This is a genomic window from Shewanella zhangzhouensis (assembly GCF_019457615.1).
Taxonomy (GTDB): Bacteria; Pseudomonadota; Gammaproteobacteria; order Enterobacterales; family Shewanellaceae; genus Shewanella; species Shewanella zhangzhouensis.
Genome location: NZ_CP080414.1, coordinates 2643873 through 2657881 on the forward strand (window position 1 = coordinate 2643873; position 14009 = coordinate 2657881).

The following is a 14009-nucleotide window of genomic DNA, read 5'->3' on the forward strand; positions in this document are numbered from 1 at the left end:
TTGCCCTTTACAGGGCTATGCTTAAGCAGGCAAGAATGTCCTTGTGTACCTCGTTAAGTGGCTTGGAAGCATCAATTACCACTATGGATCTGTCATCCCTCGCCTGAGCAAGAAAAGTCGCGCGGGCGCGGTGAAAGAAGTCTATTTCCTGTTGTTCTATCCGGTCCAAAGCGCCGCGACGGGCGGCGCGCTCCAGTCCCAGCAAGGGATCTATATCGAGATAGAGTGTCAGATCCGGCTTAAAACCGCCCAGAGTGGCGTCACTGATGGTTTTGACCAACGACATCAACCCGCGACCGCCCCCCTGATAGGCGATGGAAGATAGATTGTGTCTGTCTCCCAGCACCCAGCGACCCGATGCCAACGAGGGTTTAATGACGTTCGCGACCAACTGTGCGCGGGCCGCGTAAAACAGCAAACATTCGGCTTCATCACAGAGAGGATCGCCAGGCTCGGCATTTTTCACCAGGTCGCGGATTTTTTCCGCCAGCGGTGTTCCGCCGGGTTCGCGGGTGCACACGGGCGCCATGCCGGTGTGCTTTTCGATAAAGTCATGCACCAGCGTGATGGCGCTGGACTTACCTGCGCCTTCAAGCCCCTCAATCACAATGAATTTACCGGGATTTTGCGTCATTTTTGCTTTCTCTGAAATTGGTTTACTGCGCGATTGTGTTCAGCGAGCGTGCGGGAGAACACGTGACTGCCATCGTTTCTGGACACAAAGTAAAGGTAATCTGATTGGGCCGGTTGTGCCGCTGCCATCAAGGCTTCACGCCCTGGCGCCGCAATCGGCGTAGGTGGCAGTCCCTGAATGCGATAGGTGTTAAAGGGCGTATCCTCACGCAGATCTTTTCGGGTGATATTGCCGTTAAAGCGCTCCCCCATGCCATAAATCACCGTGGGGTCTGTCTGCAGCCGCATTCCCTTTCGCAGCCGGTTGATAAACACGGCCGCAATTAATGGGCGCTCTTCGGCCTTGCCGGTCTCTTTCTCTATGATGGACGCGAGGATAAGCAGCTCATAGGCACTCGCCAGAGGTAGATCGGGTGCTCTGGCCTGCCAGGCCGCTGCCAGCTCTTGCTGCATCTTCAGGTAGCTCTGGGTAAGGAGCTTTTCCACGTCCTGATTGGCATGATAGCTATAAGTGTCGGGGAAAAATTTACCTTCGGGCAATCCGGAATCATCACCGTTCGCCTTGAGAACCTTAAGGAAAACATCCGCTTCCCAATTCAGTCTCGGGGCAGTTTCCAGCTTTGGCTGCCATTCCCGCAGCGTTTGGCCTTCGACCAGAGTGATTGCGAAGTCTTTCACTTTACCGCTGATAAGTTTATCCAGCAGTGATTTGACGGTGTCGCCCGGGGTAATTTCATACAACCCCTGACGAATCCCCGCCATGGCGGGATTTAATCGCAGATACCAATCGTAATGCCATGAGGGCTCAAGGAGTCCCTGTTCAACCAACTCTTTGCCCAATGCGCGGGCATTGGTTCCCCGATTGAGCTCCAGTTCCCTTGACTGTTCAAGCATCAGCGGCCTGTTGGCAAAGGTTTCAAGCTCTTTCATACCCCATAACGCCGTAACGGCGCCGAGTAAGGTCAGGGTCATAATCGCCCCGACTATCCCAATGAAAATTCTCTTCATAAATTCAATTCCAGTGCATCGCGAATGCTCTGGCTTTCAGCAAAAACCTGGTAATGAAAGGTATCGATACGCACCACGTCCACCAGCCCAAGCAGGCTGTTGCACATGATGACTGCCTGCGCCTTTGCCAACATATCGGGACAAAGCTTATCGGCAACCACCCTGTAGCCTCGTTCCAGCAAGGCCTGAATTATCTGCTCGCGCATTACGCCCGAGACACCGGCAAAGGCATGATAAGGCGTGTAGGCGGTATCACCTGAGATGAAAAACAGGTTGGCCATGGATGCTTCAATCAGGGCGCCATCCGTGTCCGACACCAAAAAATCCTGTGCCCATTCCGGCATATGCTGAGCGCGAATAAGCACCTGTTCGAGACGGTTAAGGTGCTTCATTCCCGCAAGCTTTGGCTGCTTGGCAAGGTTTAGTTCACTGGAGAAGAGGCAAATACCTTTACGTTGCCAGTCGCGGTAATGGGCAGGAACGTCAAAGGCACTGAGCACCGCCTGAGGGCTGGCTTCATCGGGAGCCTGATAGCCACGGCCACCGGGTCCGCGGCTGATTAGCAGCTTCAGGCCTCTCGGGTTTTGATGTTTGGCCTGGGCCTTGGCGGCCAAGACCAGCCTGCTCTCTATATCCTTGATATCCAGCACAAAGCCCAGGCGGCACGCACCCTGTTGTAAGCGAGATAAGTGGGTATCGAGAAACGCGACTTCACCTTTGGGTGTCAGCGCCATGGTGGCAAAAAGGCCATCGCCATAGGCGAGGCCTCTGTCCATTGGGGATATGCCCTGAGCATGAGCGGAATGAGCTGACTCCAGGGTTAAATCGAGCCAGCTGAGCCCGGCAGTTGCCTTGCCCTTACCGCTTTCCATGGTCACCTTGGCCATGGGCAGACTCAGGAATCCTGACTGATGCGGCTGGCCACCGCTTCCTGCTGGTCCTTGTACTTGGCGTTTTTACGCTTGTTATAGGGGCGGGACACGGGACCGCTCAAACGTTCAAAGTTAAGCGCACCTATGGTCATGCCGGGGCGCAGTGCCAGCGGCAACTTGCCACTGTTGTAGAATTCGAGCACGATTTTGCCCTGCCAGCCCGGATCGATACGGTGCGCTGTTACGTGCACCATCAAACCTAAACGGGCCAGGGATGAACGGCCATCGAGCCAACCTACAATATCCGCCGGCAGGGTCACACTTTCCAGGGTCACCGCAAGGGCCAGTTCCCCCGGATGCAAGAAAAAGGCATCGCCATCTTTGATGTCAATTTTGTCGCTCATGACCCGGTCTAACGCCGCCTGCACCTCGGCACTGGGGCCACTCAGATCGATAAAAGGTGCAGTGTGGTCCTGAAATACCCGAAACTGGTTCCCCAGGCGCACATCCACACTGACGCCGCTGATAGCATCAATGCTTGGGCGAGGCTCAATAAGGATGGTACCGGCATCGAGGGCCTGCTCAATTTCAAAGTCTGTCAATCGCATCTTGCCTTTATCTCCCTGAGTTCTATGTTTTTATTTTGCCAACAGGTGCTGAATACGTGCCTTGAGGATATCGGTGGCAATACGGTTTTTACCCCCTCGGGGCACAATGATGTCGGCATATTGCTTGGAAGGTTCAATAAACTGCAAAAACATCGGCCTTACCGTCTTTTGGTACTGGCTGATGACCGACTCCATGGTGCGGCCACGCTCAGCCACGTCACGGGTCAAACGGCGCAGGAAACAAATATCCAGCGGTGTATCCATAAATACCGAGGCATCCATCAAATCACGCAGATGTGGGTCGGTCAGCAGCAAGATGCCTTCAAGGATAATCACCTTCTTGGGCGTCATGGTACGGGTATCGCTCATCCGGGTATGCTCTGTGTAGCTGTACACCGGGATCTCCACCGAGTCACCATTTTTCAGGCTTCGCAGGTGCTGTGCCAACAACTCATGGTCCATGGCCTTGGGGTGGTCATAATTGGTTTTTACCCGCTCTTCCATGGACAGATGGCTCTGATCGCGATAATAGGCATCTTCGGCTATTACGCCTATCTGATCAGTGCCCAAATCACGGCACAACTCTTCATATATGGTTTTTGCGATAAGGCTCTTGCCCGATGCACTGGCCCCTGCAATACCAATAATGACACATTGCTGCGAATTCATATACTTAAAACCTTACTCATCGTCCGAAATGCTAATGGATACACCGGTCTGGGGCCCTGTTTTAGCAAGACTGGCACCCACTTTCCGCGCTATTTCCCGGTAAATAGCAGCAATTTCACCCGAAGGTTCGGCAACCACTGAGGGATTACCTGCATCCATTCCTTCCCTGATGGCGATGTTTAAGGGCAACGCGCCAAGCAGCGGTACGTGATAGCGCTCAGCAATTTTACTGCCGCCCAGGGTACCAAAGGGGTGTTCTTTGTGTCCGCAGCTCGGACACAGGTGGAAACTCATGTTTTCAACTATCCCGATGACCGGAATGTTGACCTTATTGAAGAGACTGATGCCCTTTTTGGCATCAAGCGTGGCGATATCCTGAGGCGTGGTCACCACAACGGCACCGCTTACCGGCACTTTTTGAGACAGCGTCAGTTGGATATCCCCGGTGCCCGGCGGCATATCCACCACCAGATAATCGAGCTCAGGCCAACTGGTTTCATTCACCAGCTGCACCAGAGCACCAGCGGCCATTGGGCCGCGCCATACTGCCGCCTGCTCATCGTCGAGAATAAAACCGATACTCTGGGCGGCAATACCGTGAGCGTTGGCGGCGGTCATCATTTTGCCGTCGGGGGATACAGGTTTAAAATCGGGCACACCCAGCATCAAGGGCACAGAGGGACCATAGATGTCGGCATCGAGAATGCCCACATTGGCACCTTCCGCAGCCAAAGCCAGAGCCAGGTTTACGGCCGTGGTAGACTTGCCCACCCCGCCCTTGCCCGAGGCAACGGCAATTACGTTTTTGACATTGGGAATAGGAGCTGCATTGGTATTTCCCGCGTTGGCAGGGACTTGCAGATCGATTTCACACTCAACTTCGTCGATAACATCAAGCTTGGCCAGGGCCTTGGTCAATGTCATTACGGTGTCTTTGTAAGTGCTTTGGCAGGGGTAAGGATAAACCAAACCGAGTTCGAGACGACGGCCGTTCAAGGCCAGTTTTTGCACCATGCCCGCGCTGACCAATCCTTTACCCAGCAGAGGCTCCACATGGGCCTCCAACACAGATAACACGGCAGACTTCAGTGGCTCTTCCAGTCGATAATTGTGCTCAGTTAACACCCAGTATTACCTCCCCCGCAAAAATTTGCCCAAGTGTATCAGATATTGCCAAAAAGATGCGTGCACAAATAACTCAATTGCACAGGCATTTGGTGAAAATAGCGCGCGCATCGGTTAGTATCTAAGCCAATTATTTCGGGACCAACACGATTTTGAGTAAAGATGGCCAATTCACAACGTAAAATCCTTGTCACCAGCGCCCTTCCCTATGCCAATGGCCCAATCCATTTGGGACACATGCTGGAATACATCCAGACCGATATCTGGTCACGTTTTCAAAAGCTGCGTGGCCATGAGTGTCACTACATTTGCGCCGACGATGCCCATGGCACACCTATCATGCTCAAGGCACAGCAGCTGGGCATGGCTCCCGAAGAGATGATTGCCCAGGTTAATGTTGAGCATCAGCAGGACTTCGCCGACTTCAACGTGGCCTTTGATAACTATCACAGCACCCACAGCGACGAAAACCGCGCGCTGGCGAGCGAGATTTACCTGAAATTGCGCGATGGCGGCTACATCAAGACCAAGACCATTTCTCAGCTGTTTGACCCTGAAAAGTCGATGTTCCTGCCCGACCGTTTCGTTAAGGGCACCTGTCCCAAGTGTAAGTCTGAAGATCAGTACGGCGACAACTGCGATGCCTGCGGCGCAACCTACAGCCCAACCGAACTGATAAACCCGCGCTCTGCCGTGAGTGGTGCCACGCCGGTGATGAAAGAGACTGAGCACTTCTTCTTCGACCTGCCTGCCTTTGAAGGCATGCTCAAAGAATGGACCCGCTCAGGTGCACTGCAATCTGAAATGGCCAACAAGCTGGACGAATGGTTCGAACAAGGCCTGCAACAGTGGGACATTACCCGCGATGCGCCTTATTTCGGCTTTGAAATTCCCGATGCACCGGGCAAGTATTTCTATGTGTGGCTCGATGCCCCTATTGGCTACATGGGCTCATTCAAGAACTTCTGCGACAAGCGCGCAGATATCAACTTCGACGAATTCTGGGCCAAAGACTCCAGCGCCGAGGTGTATCACTTTATCGGCAAGGACATTGTGTACTTCCACAGCCTGTTCTGGCCTGCCATGTTGCACGGCGCCGGTTTCCGCCAGCCAAGCAGCGTTTACGCCCACGGTTATGTGACCGTTAACGGCGCCAAGATGTCCAAGTCCAAGGGCACCTTTATTAAGGCCCGTACCTACCTTGATCATCTGGACCCTGAGTACCTGCGTTACTACTACGCGGCCAAGCTCAGTGCCCGTATCGACGATCTGGATTTGAACCTTGAAGACTTCGCCCAGCGGGTGAACTCCGACTTGGTTGGCAAGCTGGTCAACCTGGCTTCCCGCACCGCCGGCTTTATCACCAAGCGCTTCGATGGCAAGCTGGCCGCCGTGGCCGACAAGAGCCTGATTGACAGCTTCCTTGCCAAGCAGGACCTGATTGCCGAATTGTTTGAAACCCGCGAATACGGCAAAGCCATGCGTGAAATCATGGCGCTGGCCGATGTGGCCAACGGCTTTGTGGCCGATGCAGCCCCATGGCAGTTGGTGAAACTGGACGACAAGCAGGAAGAAGCCCATCAGGTGTGCTCCAACGCACTGAACCTGTTCCGTATTCTGGTCACCTACCTGAAGCCTGTGCTGCCGCGCCTTGCCAAAGACGTGGAAGACTTCTTCAGAATGGAACTCACCTGGGATGGTCTTGGCAGCGATTTGAGCGGCCATGAAATTGCCCCGTTCAAGCCAATGATGCAGCGAGTGGAGCTGGACAAGGTTGCTGCCATGGTGGAAGCCTCCAAGGAAAACCTGCAAGCCACTGCAGAGCCAGTTAAAGCAGGCCCGCTGGCCGATGACCCCATCAGCCCCACCATCAGCTACGAAGACTTCGCCAAAATCGATTTGCGTGTAGCGCTGATTAAAAAGGCCGAAGCCGTACCAGAAGCCGATAAACTGCTGAAACTGCAGCTGGATATCGGCGGTGAAGTGCGTCAGGTGTTTGCCGGTATCAAGTCTGCTTACAACCCGGAAGATCTGGAAGGCAAACTAACAGTGATGGTAGCGAATCTCGCGCCGCGCAAGATGCGCTTTGGTATGTCCGAAGGCATGGTGCTGGCAGCAGGCCCTGGCGGTAAAGACCTGTTTGTACTGGAGCCACACGAAGGCGCCCAACCTGGCATGCGCGTTAAGTAACTCGCATAAAGTAACTCGCGTGACATCAGCGTCATGTTGAAATAAAAAAGGCCGCAATCGTGGCCTTTTTTATTTATTCCAGTTGCTGATTGAACCGCCTTAAACCGGGTTGTCGATATCGACAAAATGATGAGTCAGACTAAACTCACGGCGCAGGTGCTCACCCAAAGCTTCTATGCCATAACGCTCTGTGGCATGGTGACCGGCAGCAAAATAATGAATGCCCTGCTCTTTGGCGCTGTGGAAGGTGCGCTCTGAAACTTCACCGCTGATAAAGGCATCGACGCCCAGACTCACGGCCAGGTCGATATAGTCCTGGGCACCGCCGGTGCACCAGGCAAGGCGCTGTACGGGCTTATCGGCACCAATATGTAAAGGCTCTCGTCCCAGTGCTTTGGCAAGCAATCCGGCAAAGGCCTCACCACTGAGCGCCGTATCAAGGCTTCCCCCCCACAGCAAGCCATCGCCTGCGGCTTCAAACGCCTCGGCATCCAGAATGCCCATACGGCGGCCAAGGGTGGCGTTATTCCCAACCACAGGGTGCGCATCCAGCGGCAGGTGATAACCAAAGAGGTTAATATCATGGGCCAGCAATGCCTTGATACGGCGCTGTTTCATACCCACCAACACGTCCGGCTCGTTTTTCCAGAAAAAGCCATGGTGGACCAATATGGCATCGGCCTTAAGTTCTATGGCACGTTCAACCAACGCCTGACAGGCCGTCACTCCAGTGACTATGGTTTGGATCTCGGCCTTGCCCTCGACCTGCAGCCCATTGGGGGCGTAGTCCTTGAATCTTCCGGTTTGTAAAAAGTCGGCCAGATACTGGCCCAAAACGTTGCGCTCCATGGCGCCTCCAAAACTGTATTTAACTCTCAAGAGGTTAATGTCAAAGTGTACTTATCCAGATTTTGGGGTCAATCGGTGCCGGACCTGCCTGTGTTTGCCGGTGAAAAATTGGACAAGACAGACATCCGCTTTTACTATGTCCGGGTAACCCAAACAACCATAGACGACAACAGGTTATATCAATATGTCTAACATGACCAAAGAAGAGGTGATCTCAGCCCTGGAGGCTGCGCTGGAGCAAGCCGAAGGCCGTAAGGTAAGCATTGAACAGAAAGGAAGCTGGTTCAAAATTGATGGTGGCAAGTCCCTGCGTTTCGCCGAGCTGGAAGCCATGCTGGCTGAGCACAGCGGCAATGCGGCCAACACGCCCAAAGCGCCCAAATCAGAGCCAGCTGTGAAAGCTGCACCAAAGGTAAAAGCCGAGCCCAAGGCTACAGCCAAACCTAAGACTGCGCCCAAAGCTGCAGCCAAGCCCGCTGCCAACCCAGGCTCAGGAGGTCTGCTGCCAAAAGACCTGTGGAAACAGCAACTGCTGGCCAAGGGCAACACCCTGCCCCGCGGCGTAAAATAAACTCTCGTTTATACGCGGCTATCCTGTGGCCAAGCGCACAGCAAAAAGCCCGGCAATGCCGGGCTTTCATTATTTAAATGGTATTAACCCACAATCACATGGCTCTATCGACCCTGACCATGCCCTGAAGGTACACCACGCGTACCTCATCACCCGCGTTGAAGGGCATGCCTGAGTCTTCGTCCTGCAAAATCATAATTTGCGAGTCGTCTTCCTGGCGAATCATCAGCTCAATCAGACGAAGCTCACGATACCTGTCGCCTCCGGCCTGATTGGCAATAGCCCCGCCCAGTAAGGCACCGAGGACTGTCGCCACATCCTGCCCTGAGCCGCCGCCAAACTGATGACCAATCACACCGCCGAGCAAAGCGCCACCGAAGGTTCGCCAGCCGCGATGCTGATCAGCCACTAATTCCTGCTGCGTGAGTCGACGCACTGAGATCACCTCTCCATAAAGCACGTTTTCGACCGGCATCGCCTGATTACGCTCGTAACCGGCGGTCACCGAGCCGGAGAAACATGCTGCCAAAAGCATCAGACAACAGAGTGCAGGTTTCCACATAATCCAATTTCCGCTACTTTATTAGGATGAACCCTTTGATAGTACGCCTTTGTGAACGGCCTGTCTTTTATCGATGATGAACAGATAAGATTTCCTTCCCCCGAGCTGGCCTTGTCCGAGCCCAATGGGCTGCTGGCTATCGGCGGCTCCCTGCATCCCAAGCGTTTGCTGGCCGCGTACTATGATGGCATTTTCCCCTGGTTCAACGCCGAGGACCCTATTCTGTGGTGGTCACCAGACCCCAGAGCTATCTTTCTCCCCGGTGAGCTTAAAATCAGTCGCAGTCTTAAGAAGAGCCTTAAAAAACGCCCATGGCGCATCACCATCAATCATGCCTTTGCCGATGTGATGGCCGGCTGTGCTCAGCCCCGTAAAAAACAGCGTGATACCTGGATAACCCAGGAAATTCAGCTCGCCTACCTTGAGATGCACAGCCAGGGACATGCTCACTCGCTTGAAGTGTGGATGGAAGACCGCCTGGTTGGTGGTCTTTACGGGCTTGCCGTAGGAAAAGTGTTTTGTGGTGAGTCTATGTTCCATCGGGAAACAGATGCGTCCAAGCTCGCGATGATGGCGCTGCATCAGCATTTGCTGCAGCATGATTTTAAGCTGCTGGATGCACAGATCATGAATCCGCACCTCGAAAGTCTTGGCGCCCGCGAAGTCAGCCGGACGGCATTCCTTTCGCTGCTTAAACGTTACCGGGACGAACCCGTCGCCAAAAGCTGCTGGCTGCCCAAGGAGATGCCAATTGGAGAGTAGTACCCACGTCAGCGTTGGGATAAGCCAGCTGTTCCAATGCAGTTACCTAGAGGAGCAACAGGAACAGCTGCTCATTATTCAGGAGCCTTTTCTTGACCCCCTATTGTTTGAGCGACTACTGCAGCTGGGTTTCAGACGCAGTGGTGATGCCATTTATAAGCCCCGTTGCCCCAGTTGCAGTGCATGTATCGCCCTCAGAGTGCCGGTACGCACTTTCCAGCCATCCAAGCGGCAGAAGCGAACCCTCGCCAAAAATAAGGACCTCACGGTTCACTGGGTAAATGAGAGCAGCGACGAGCACTATGCCCTCTACGAAAAATATATCAATCTCAGACACTTTGATGGCCCCATGTTTCCGGCAAGCAGAGATCAATACGAGCATTTTGTCCTGTGTGACTGGGCACCGCCGGGATTTGTAGAATTACGACTTGAGGGAAAGTTACTCGCGGTTGCCGTGACCGATGTGCTGCCAACCAGCCTGTCGGCCATATACAGTTTCTTTGACCCTGACTTTGATGCCAGGTCCCTTGGCAGCCAGCTGATATTGACTCAGATGGCGCTGGCAGCCGACATGGACAAAACCTTTGTTTATCTTGGCTATCAAATCGATGCCAACCGGAAAATGTGTTACAAGCGACTCTATCGCCCCTATCAAATCCTCACCCAGAACGGCTGGGAGTTTCATACCGACGCCAACGTCTGATTATCTCGGCTTTACCGTGCTTATATCCCAGTGCGCCCTTTACAGTCAGGGGAAATTGCGGCATGATACGCCCGTTTTTCATCTTTGAAGGCTAATGGGACAATTATTTAATGGCGAAAGAAGACAGCATTGAGATGCAGGGCACTATCCTGGAGACTCTGCCGAACACAATGTTTCGTGTAGAGCTCGAGAATGGTCACGTGGTTATCGCCCACATCTCCGGTAAAATGCGCAAAAACTACATCCGTATCCTGACCGGTGACAAAGTAACCGTTCAGTTGACTCCTTATGATCTGACCAAGGGTCGTATCGTCTTCCGCGCTCGCTGATTTGCCCTTCAAAATAAAAAACCCGGAACATCCGGGTTTTTTTGTTGGTCTCAGAGGCCAGGGCCACCTCAGGTGACCTTCTCTAAACGCTCGGCAGTAATAACGATTTCCCCGTCTTTGGCATCGACATGTGCCATGCCGCCATGCTCCAGTTCGCCAAAGAGGATTTCATCGGCCAGAGGCCGTTTAATCAAATCTTTGACTACCCGGGCCATGGGTCTGGCGCCCATAGCTTTGTCGTAACCCTTCTCGGCGAGCAGGGTTCTGGCTTCATCACTGACCATCAGCGTTACCCGCTTCGCATCAAGCTGTGCCTGCAACTCGGTCAGGAACTTGTCCACCACCTTGGCGATAATGGTCAAATCCAGGTGGTTGAACCAAATGATGGAGTCGAGACGGTTACGGAATTCAGGCGAGAACACCCGGTTGATTTCCGACATGGCATCGTGGCTGTGATCCTGCTGTTTAAAGCCAATGGATTTACGCACAGTTTCCTGCACACCGGCGTTGGTGGTCATGACCAGTGTCACATGGCGGAAGTCCGCCTTACGGCCGTTGTTATCGGTGAGGGTCCCGTGATCCATCACCTGCAGCAGCAGGTTATAGACATCCGGATGCGCCTTTTCAATTTCATCCAGCAGTACCACGCAGTGAGGCTGCTTAATCACGGCATCGGTCAGCAAACCGCCCTGATCGTAGCCCACATAGCCTGGAGGGGCGCCAATGAGCCGAGATACTGTGTGCGCTTCCATGTACTCAGACATATCAAAACGCACCAGCTTGAGCCCCAAGCACTTGGCAAGCTGATTGGTGACCTCGGTTTTACCCACACCGGTTGGCCCTGCAAAGAGGAAGCTGCCCACAGGTTTGTTGTCGGCGCCCAGGCCACTGCGTGACAAACGGATAGCCGCACTCAAGCTCTCAATGGCTTTATCCTGGCCAAAGACCACCATCTTGAGGTTACGCTCAAGGTTCTTGAGCATGTCCTTATCAGAGGTGGACACAGACTTTTCAGGAATACGGGCAATCTTGGCGATAATGGCCTCAATTTCCGCCTGGCCTATGGTCTTTCTCCGTTTACTGGCCGGTTGCATCGCCATACGAGCCCCCGCCTCATCTATCACATCAATGGCCTTGTCCGGCAAATGCCGGTCATTAATGTGTTTGGCGCTGAGCTCTGCCGCACAGGCAAGGGCAGCCTGGGTGTAACGTACCCCATGATGTTCTTCGTACTTGCTCTTTAGCCCCATCAAAATCTTGGTGGTTTCGGCCACCGACGGCTCGTTGATGTCTATCTTCTGGAAGCGCCGTGCCAGTGCCCGGTCTTTCTCAAAAATACTCTGGTATTCCTGAAAGGTGGTGGAGCCCATGCAGCGCAAGGTGCCACTTGAAAGCAGCGGTTTGAGCAAATTGGAGGCATCCATCACCCCGCCGGATGCGGCGCCCGCACCTATGATGGTGTGTATTTCATCAATAAAGAGAATCGCGTGCTTATCGGCTGTGAGTTCTTTAAGCAGGCTCTTAAACCGCTTTTCAAAATCGCCGCGATATTTGGTACCGGCAAGCAGCGCGCCGAGATCCAGTGAATATACGGTGGCATCACGCATGACTTCGGGCACATCATCATTGACGATACGATACGCCAAACCCTCAGCGATGGCGGTTTTACCCACGCCCGCTTCACCGACAAGCAAAGGATTGTTTTTACGGCGACGACACAGAATCTGTATCGAGCGCTCGATTTCGTTGTCACGGCCGATGAGCGGGTCAATCACCCCCTGTGCAGCCAATAAATTCAGGTTGGCCGCAAACTGCGACAACATGCTGCGCTGCTCTTCGCCCTGCTCAGAATGGTCTTCAATGCGTTCCTGCTCGGATTCCTGAGGTGCATCTTCACTCTTTGAAAACCCATGGGAGATGTAATTGACCACGTCGAGGCGGGTAATGTCGCTGCGGCGAAGTAAATACACAGCTTGAGACTCTTGCTCGCTGAAAATTGCCACAAGGACATTGGCACCTGTGACTTCGTTGCGGCCGGAGGATTGGACGTGAAACACTGCACGCTGTAACACCCGTTGAAACCCGAGTGTGGGCTGGGTTTCCCTGTCATCATCGGGATCGGTAATGACAGGCGTTGTTTGCGAAATAAAGGTAGCGACTTCTTCCCTGAGTTTGTCGATGTTGGCACCGCAGGCAACCAAGGCATCCTGGGCCGATGGATTGTCGATAAGCGCGAGCAGTAAGTGCTCTACTGTCATGTATTCATGGCGGGCATCCCTTGCCTGCTGAAACGCCAGATTCAACGTCACTTCAAGATCTTTGTTCAGCATAAATACCCCCTAAAACTGCTGCTAAAGCGCACGGAAAGACTTAATGCTTTAGGCTTTCTCCAAAGAACACAGTAATGGGTGTTGGTTTTGCCTGGCAAACTGATTTACCTGGGCAACCTTGGTTTCGGCAATGCCGAAAGGAAACACACCACATACCGCCTTACCCTGATGATGGATTTGCAACATGATTTCTGTTGCCTGATGCTCATTCATCTTGAAGAACAGCTGAAGTACTTCTACCACAAAATCCATGGGGGTGTAATCGTCATTATTCAGGATCACCTTATACATGGACGGCGGCATCAGTTTTGTATCGGCACGCTCGACAACTCTTTCTATATTTCCTGCTTTTGCCATATAGCAATATTAGCCTCTCAAATACAGTGCACCAACTGGCCTGACCAATTGATACCACTTAATTAAGCAGATGTTGCCTCTTTGTTAATTTTAGCTTGACATCCGCTTTTAACGCTTTCATTCTGTTCAACGAAGCGGAGTTAGGAACCCGCTTAATTGGTTTTACTATCTTACTGGGAAGTAGACAACAGAAGGAAGTGGAAGTATGGCAAGCGGGACTGTTAAATGGTTCAACAACGCCAAAGGATTCGGGTTTATTTGCCCTGATGAAGGTGGTGAAGATGTATTTGCCCATTATTCAACTATCGAAATGGAAGGCTATCGAACTCTAAAAGCAGGCCAACCAGTCCAGTTCGAAGTTGAGCAAGGTCCAAAGGGGATGCACGCTTCAGCAATCACACCTGCTCGATGATGCGTCGAAAGGTAAAGTTAAAAAGGCAG

16 protein-coding genes are annotated in these 14009 nt (G+C 53.0%); 6 read left to right on the plus strand and 10 right to left on the minus strand.

The window, feature by feature from the left end:
- Positions 1–7: 7 nt before the first annotated feature.
- From tmk to apbC, 6 genes are read right to left on the minus strand one after another with little or no spacing between them, the layout of a single operon-like run.
- On the minus strand, positions 8–634 hold the full coding sequence (gene tmk / locus K0H63_RS11445) for a dTMP kinase (protein ID WP_220064801.1): 627 nt from the start codon (positions 632–634) through the stop codon (positions 8–10).
- Positions 631–1641, minus strand: coding sequence for an endolytic transglycosylase MltG (mltG, locus tag K0H63_RS11450; protein ID WP_220064802.1), 1011 nt, complete (start codon positions 1639–1641; stop codon positions 631–633). Before mltG ends, tmk begins: the two co-directional genes overlap by 4 nt.
- On the minus strand, positions 1638–2528 hold the full coding sequence (gene pabC / locus K0H63_RS11455; protein ID WP_258405575.1) for an aminodeoxychorismate lyase: 891 nt from the start codon (positions 2526–2528) through the stop codon (positions 1638–1640). The genes mltG and pabC overlap by 4 nt, the downstream gene beginning before the upstream one ends.
- A gap of 8 nt (positions 2529–2536) precedes the next feature.
- Positions 2537–3121: a dCTP deaminase gene (gene dcd / locus K0H63_RS11460; protein ID WP_220064803.1), complete on the minus strand. Its 585-nt coding sequence runs from the start codon at positions 3119–3121 to the stop codon at positions 2537–2539.
- Positions 3122–3151: 30 nt separating this feature from the next.
- A complete protein-coding gene (gene udk, locus K0H63_RS11465) occupies positions 3152–3790 on the minus strand; it encodes a uridine kinase (protein ID WP_220064804.1) in 639 nt (212 codons plus the stop codon).
- A 12-nt stretch (positions 3791–3802) separates the two neighbouring features.
- Complete coding sequence (gene apbC / locus K0H63_RS11470) at positions 3803–4915, minus strand: iron-sulfur cluster carrier protein ApbC (protein ID WP_220064805.1); 1113 nt, start codon at positions 4913–4915, stop codon at positions 3803–3805.
- Between the two features lie 162 nt (positions 4916–5077).
- Between apbC and metG the strand changes: the two genes are divergently transcribed.
- Entirely contained in the window at positions 5078–7105 is a 2028-nt protein-coding gene (metG, locus tag K0H63_RS11475) for a methionine--tRNA ligase (protein WP_220064806.1), read from the plus strand.
- 99 nt (positions 7106–7204) lie between these two features.
- Here metG and K0H63_RS11480 read toward each other — a convergent pair whose 3' ends face one another.
- Entirely contained in the window at positions 7205–7954 is a 750-nt protein-coding gene (locus K0H63_RS11480) for a Nif3-like dinuclear metal center hexameric protein (RefSeq protein WP_220064807.1), read from the minus strand.
- A 184-nt stretch (positions 7955–8138) separates the two neighbouring features.
- Here K0H63_RS11480 and K0H63_RS11485 point away from each other — a divergent pair, with 184 nt between their 5' ends.
- Complete coding sequence (locus tag K0H63_RS11485) at positions 8139–8525, plus strand: hypothetical protein (RefSeq protein WP_220064808.1); 387 nt, start codon at positions 8139–8141, stop codon at positions 8523–8525.
- A gap of 94 nt (positions 8526–8619) precedes the next feature.
- Here K0H63_RS11485 and K0H63_RS11490 read toward each other — a convergent pair whose 3' ends face one another.
- The gene (locus tag K0H63_RS11490; RefSeq protein ID WP_220064809.1) at positions 8620–9087 is read right to left on the minus strand and encodes an outer membrane lipoprotein; all 468 of its coding nucleotides are present in this window, start codon (positions 9085–9087) and stop codon (positions 8620–8622) included.
- 51 nt (positions 9088–9138) lie between these two features.
- On the opposite strand from K0H63_RS11490, the gene aat reads away from it, so the two are divergent.
- The 3 genes from aat (at position 9139) to infA (ending at position 10881) form a co-directional block, all read left to right on the plus strand.
- Positions 9139–9849 (plus strand): leucyl/phenylalanyl-tRNA--protein transferase, encoded by a 711-nt coding sequence (gene aat / locus K0H63_RS11495; RefSeq protein WP_220064810.1) that lies wholly within the window; start codon positions 9139–9141, stop codon positions 9847–9849.
- A complete protein-coding gene (locus K0H63_RS11500; RefSeq protein WP_220064811.1) occupies positions 9839–10552 on the plus strand; it encodes an arginyltransferase in 714 nt (237 codons plus the stop codon). Before aat ends, K0H63_RS11500 begins: the two co-directional genes overlap by 11 nt.
- A gap of 110 nt (positions 10553–10662) precedes the next feature.
- Positions 10663–10881, plus strand: coding sequence for a translation initiation factor IF-1 (gene infA / locus K0H63_RS11505; protein WP_011760168.1), 219 nt, complete (start codon positions 10663–10665; stop codon positions 10879–10881).
- Between the two features lie 68 nt (positions 10882–10949).
- Here infA and clpA read toward each other — a convergent pair whose 3' ends face one another.
- Together clpA and clpS are read right to left on the minus strand one after the other, a co-directional pair.
- Positions 10950–13211 (minus strand): ATP-dependent Clp protease ATP-binding subunit ClpA, encoded by a 2262-nt coding sequence (gene clpA, locus K0H63_RS11510; protein ID WP_220064812.1) that lies wholly within the window; start codon positions 13209–13211, stop codon positions 10950–10952.
- Positions 13212–13259: 48 nt separating this feature from the next.
- A complete protein-coding gene (gene clpS / locus K0H63_RS11515) occupies positions 13260–13568 on the minus strand; it encodes an ATP-dependent Clp protease adapter ClpS (protein WP_220064813.1) in 309 nt (102 codons plus the stop codon).
- A 205-nt stretch (positions 13569–13773) separates the two neighbouring features.
- On the opposite strand from clpS, the gene cspD reads away from it, so the two are divergent.
- Positions 13774–13980 carry a cold shock domain-containing protein CspD gene (gene cspD / locus K0H63_RS11520; RefSeq protein WP_011760171.1) on the plus strand — a complete coding sequence of 69 codons (207 nt, stop codon included), beginning with the start codon at positions 13774–13776 and terminating at the stop codon, positions 13978–13980.
- Positions 13981–14009: the final 29 nt, after the last annotated feature.

Excerpts from the sequence above, each read along its gene's own strand:
- tmk (WP_220064801.1), bottom strand. The coding sequence starts at position 634 with ATGACGCAAAATCCCGGTAAATTCATTGTGATTGAGGGGCTTGAAGGC.
- mltG (WP_220064802.1), bottom strand. The coding sequence starts at position 1,641 with ATGAAGAGAATTTTCATTGGGATAGTCGGGGCGATTATGACCCTGACC.
- pabC (WP_258405575.1), bottom strand. The coding sequence starts at position 2,528 with ATGGCCAAGGTGACCATGGAAAGCGGTAAGGGCAAGGCAACTGCCGGG.
- dcd (WP_220064803.1), bottom strand. The coding sequence starts at position 3,121 with ATGCGATTGACAGACTTTGAAATTGAGCAGGCCCTCGATGCCGGTACC.
- udk (WP_220064804.1), bottom strand. The coding sequence starts at position 3,790 with ATGAATTCGCAGCAATGTGTCATTATTGGTATTGCAGGGGCCAGTGCA.
- metG (WP_220064806.1), top strand. The coding sequence starts at position 5,078 with ATGGCCAATTCACAACGTAAAATCCTTGTCACCAGCGCCCTTCCCTAT.
- K0H63_RS11480 (WP_220064807.1), bottom strand. The coding sequence starts at position 7,954 with ATGGAGCGCAACGTTTTGGGCCAGTATCTGGCCGACTTTTTACAAACC.
- K0H63_RS11485 (WP_220064808.1), top strand. The coding sequence starts at position 8,139 with ATGTCTAACATGACCAAAGAAGAGGTGATCTCAGCCCTGGAGGCTGCG.
- K0H63_RS11490 (WP_220064809.1), bottom strand. The coding sequence starts at position 9,087 with ATGTGGAAACCTGCACTCTGTTGTCTGATGCTTTTGGCAGCATGTTTC.
- infA (WP_011760168.1), top strand. The coding sequence starts at position 10,663 with ATGGCGAAAGAAGACAGCATTGAGATGCAGGGCACTATCCTGGAGACT.
- clpA (WP_220064812.1), bottom strand. The coding sequence starts at position 13,211 with ATGCTGAACAAAGATCTTGAAGTGACGTTGAATCTGGCGTTTCAGCAG.
- clpS (WP_220064813.1), bottom strand. The coding sequence starts at position 13,568 with ATGGCAAAAGCAGGAAATATAGAAAGAGTTGTCGAGCGTGCCGATACA.
- cspD (WP_011760171.1), top strand. The coding sequence starts at position 13,774 with ATGGCAAGCGGGACTGTTAAATGGTTCAACAACGCCAAAGGATTCGGG.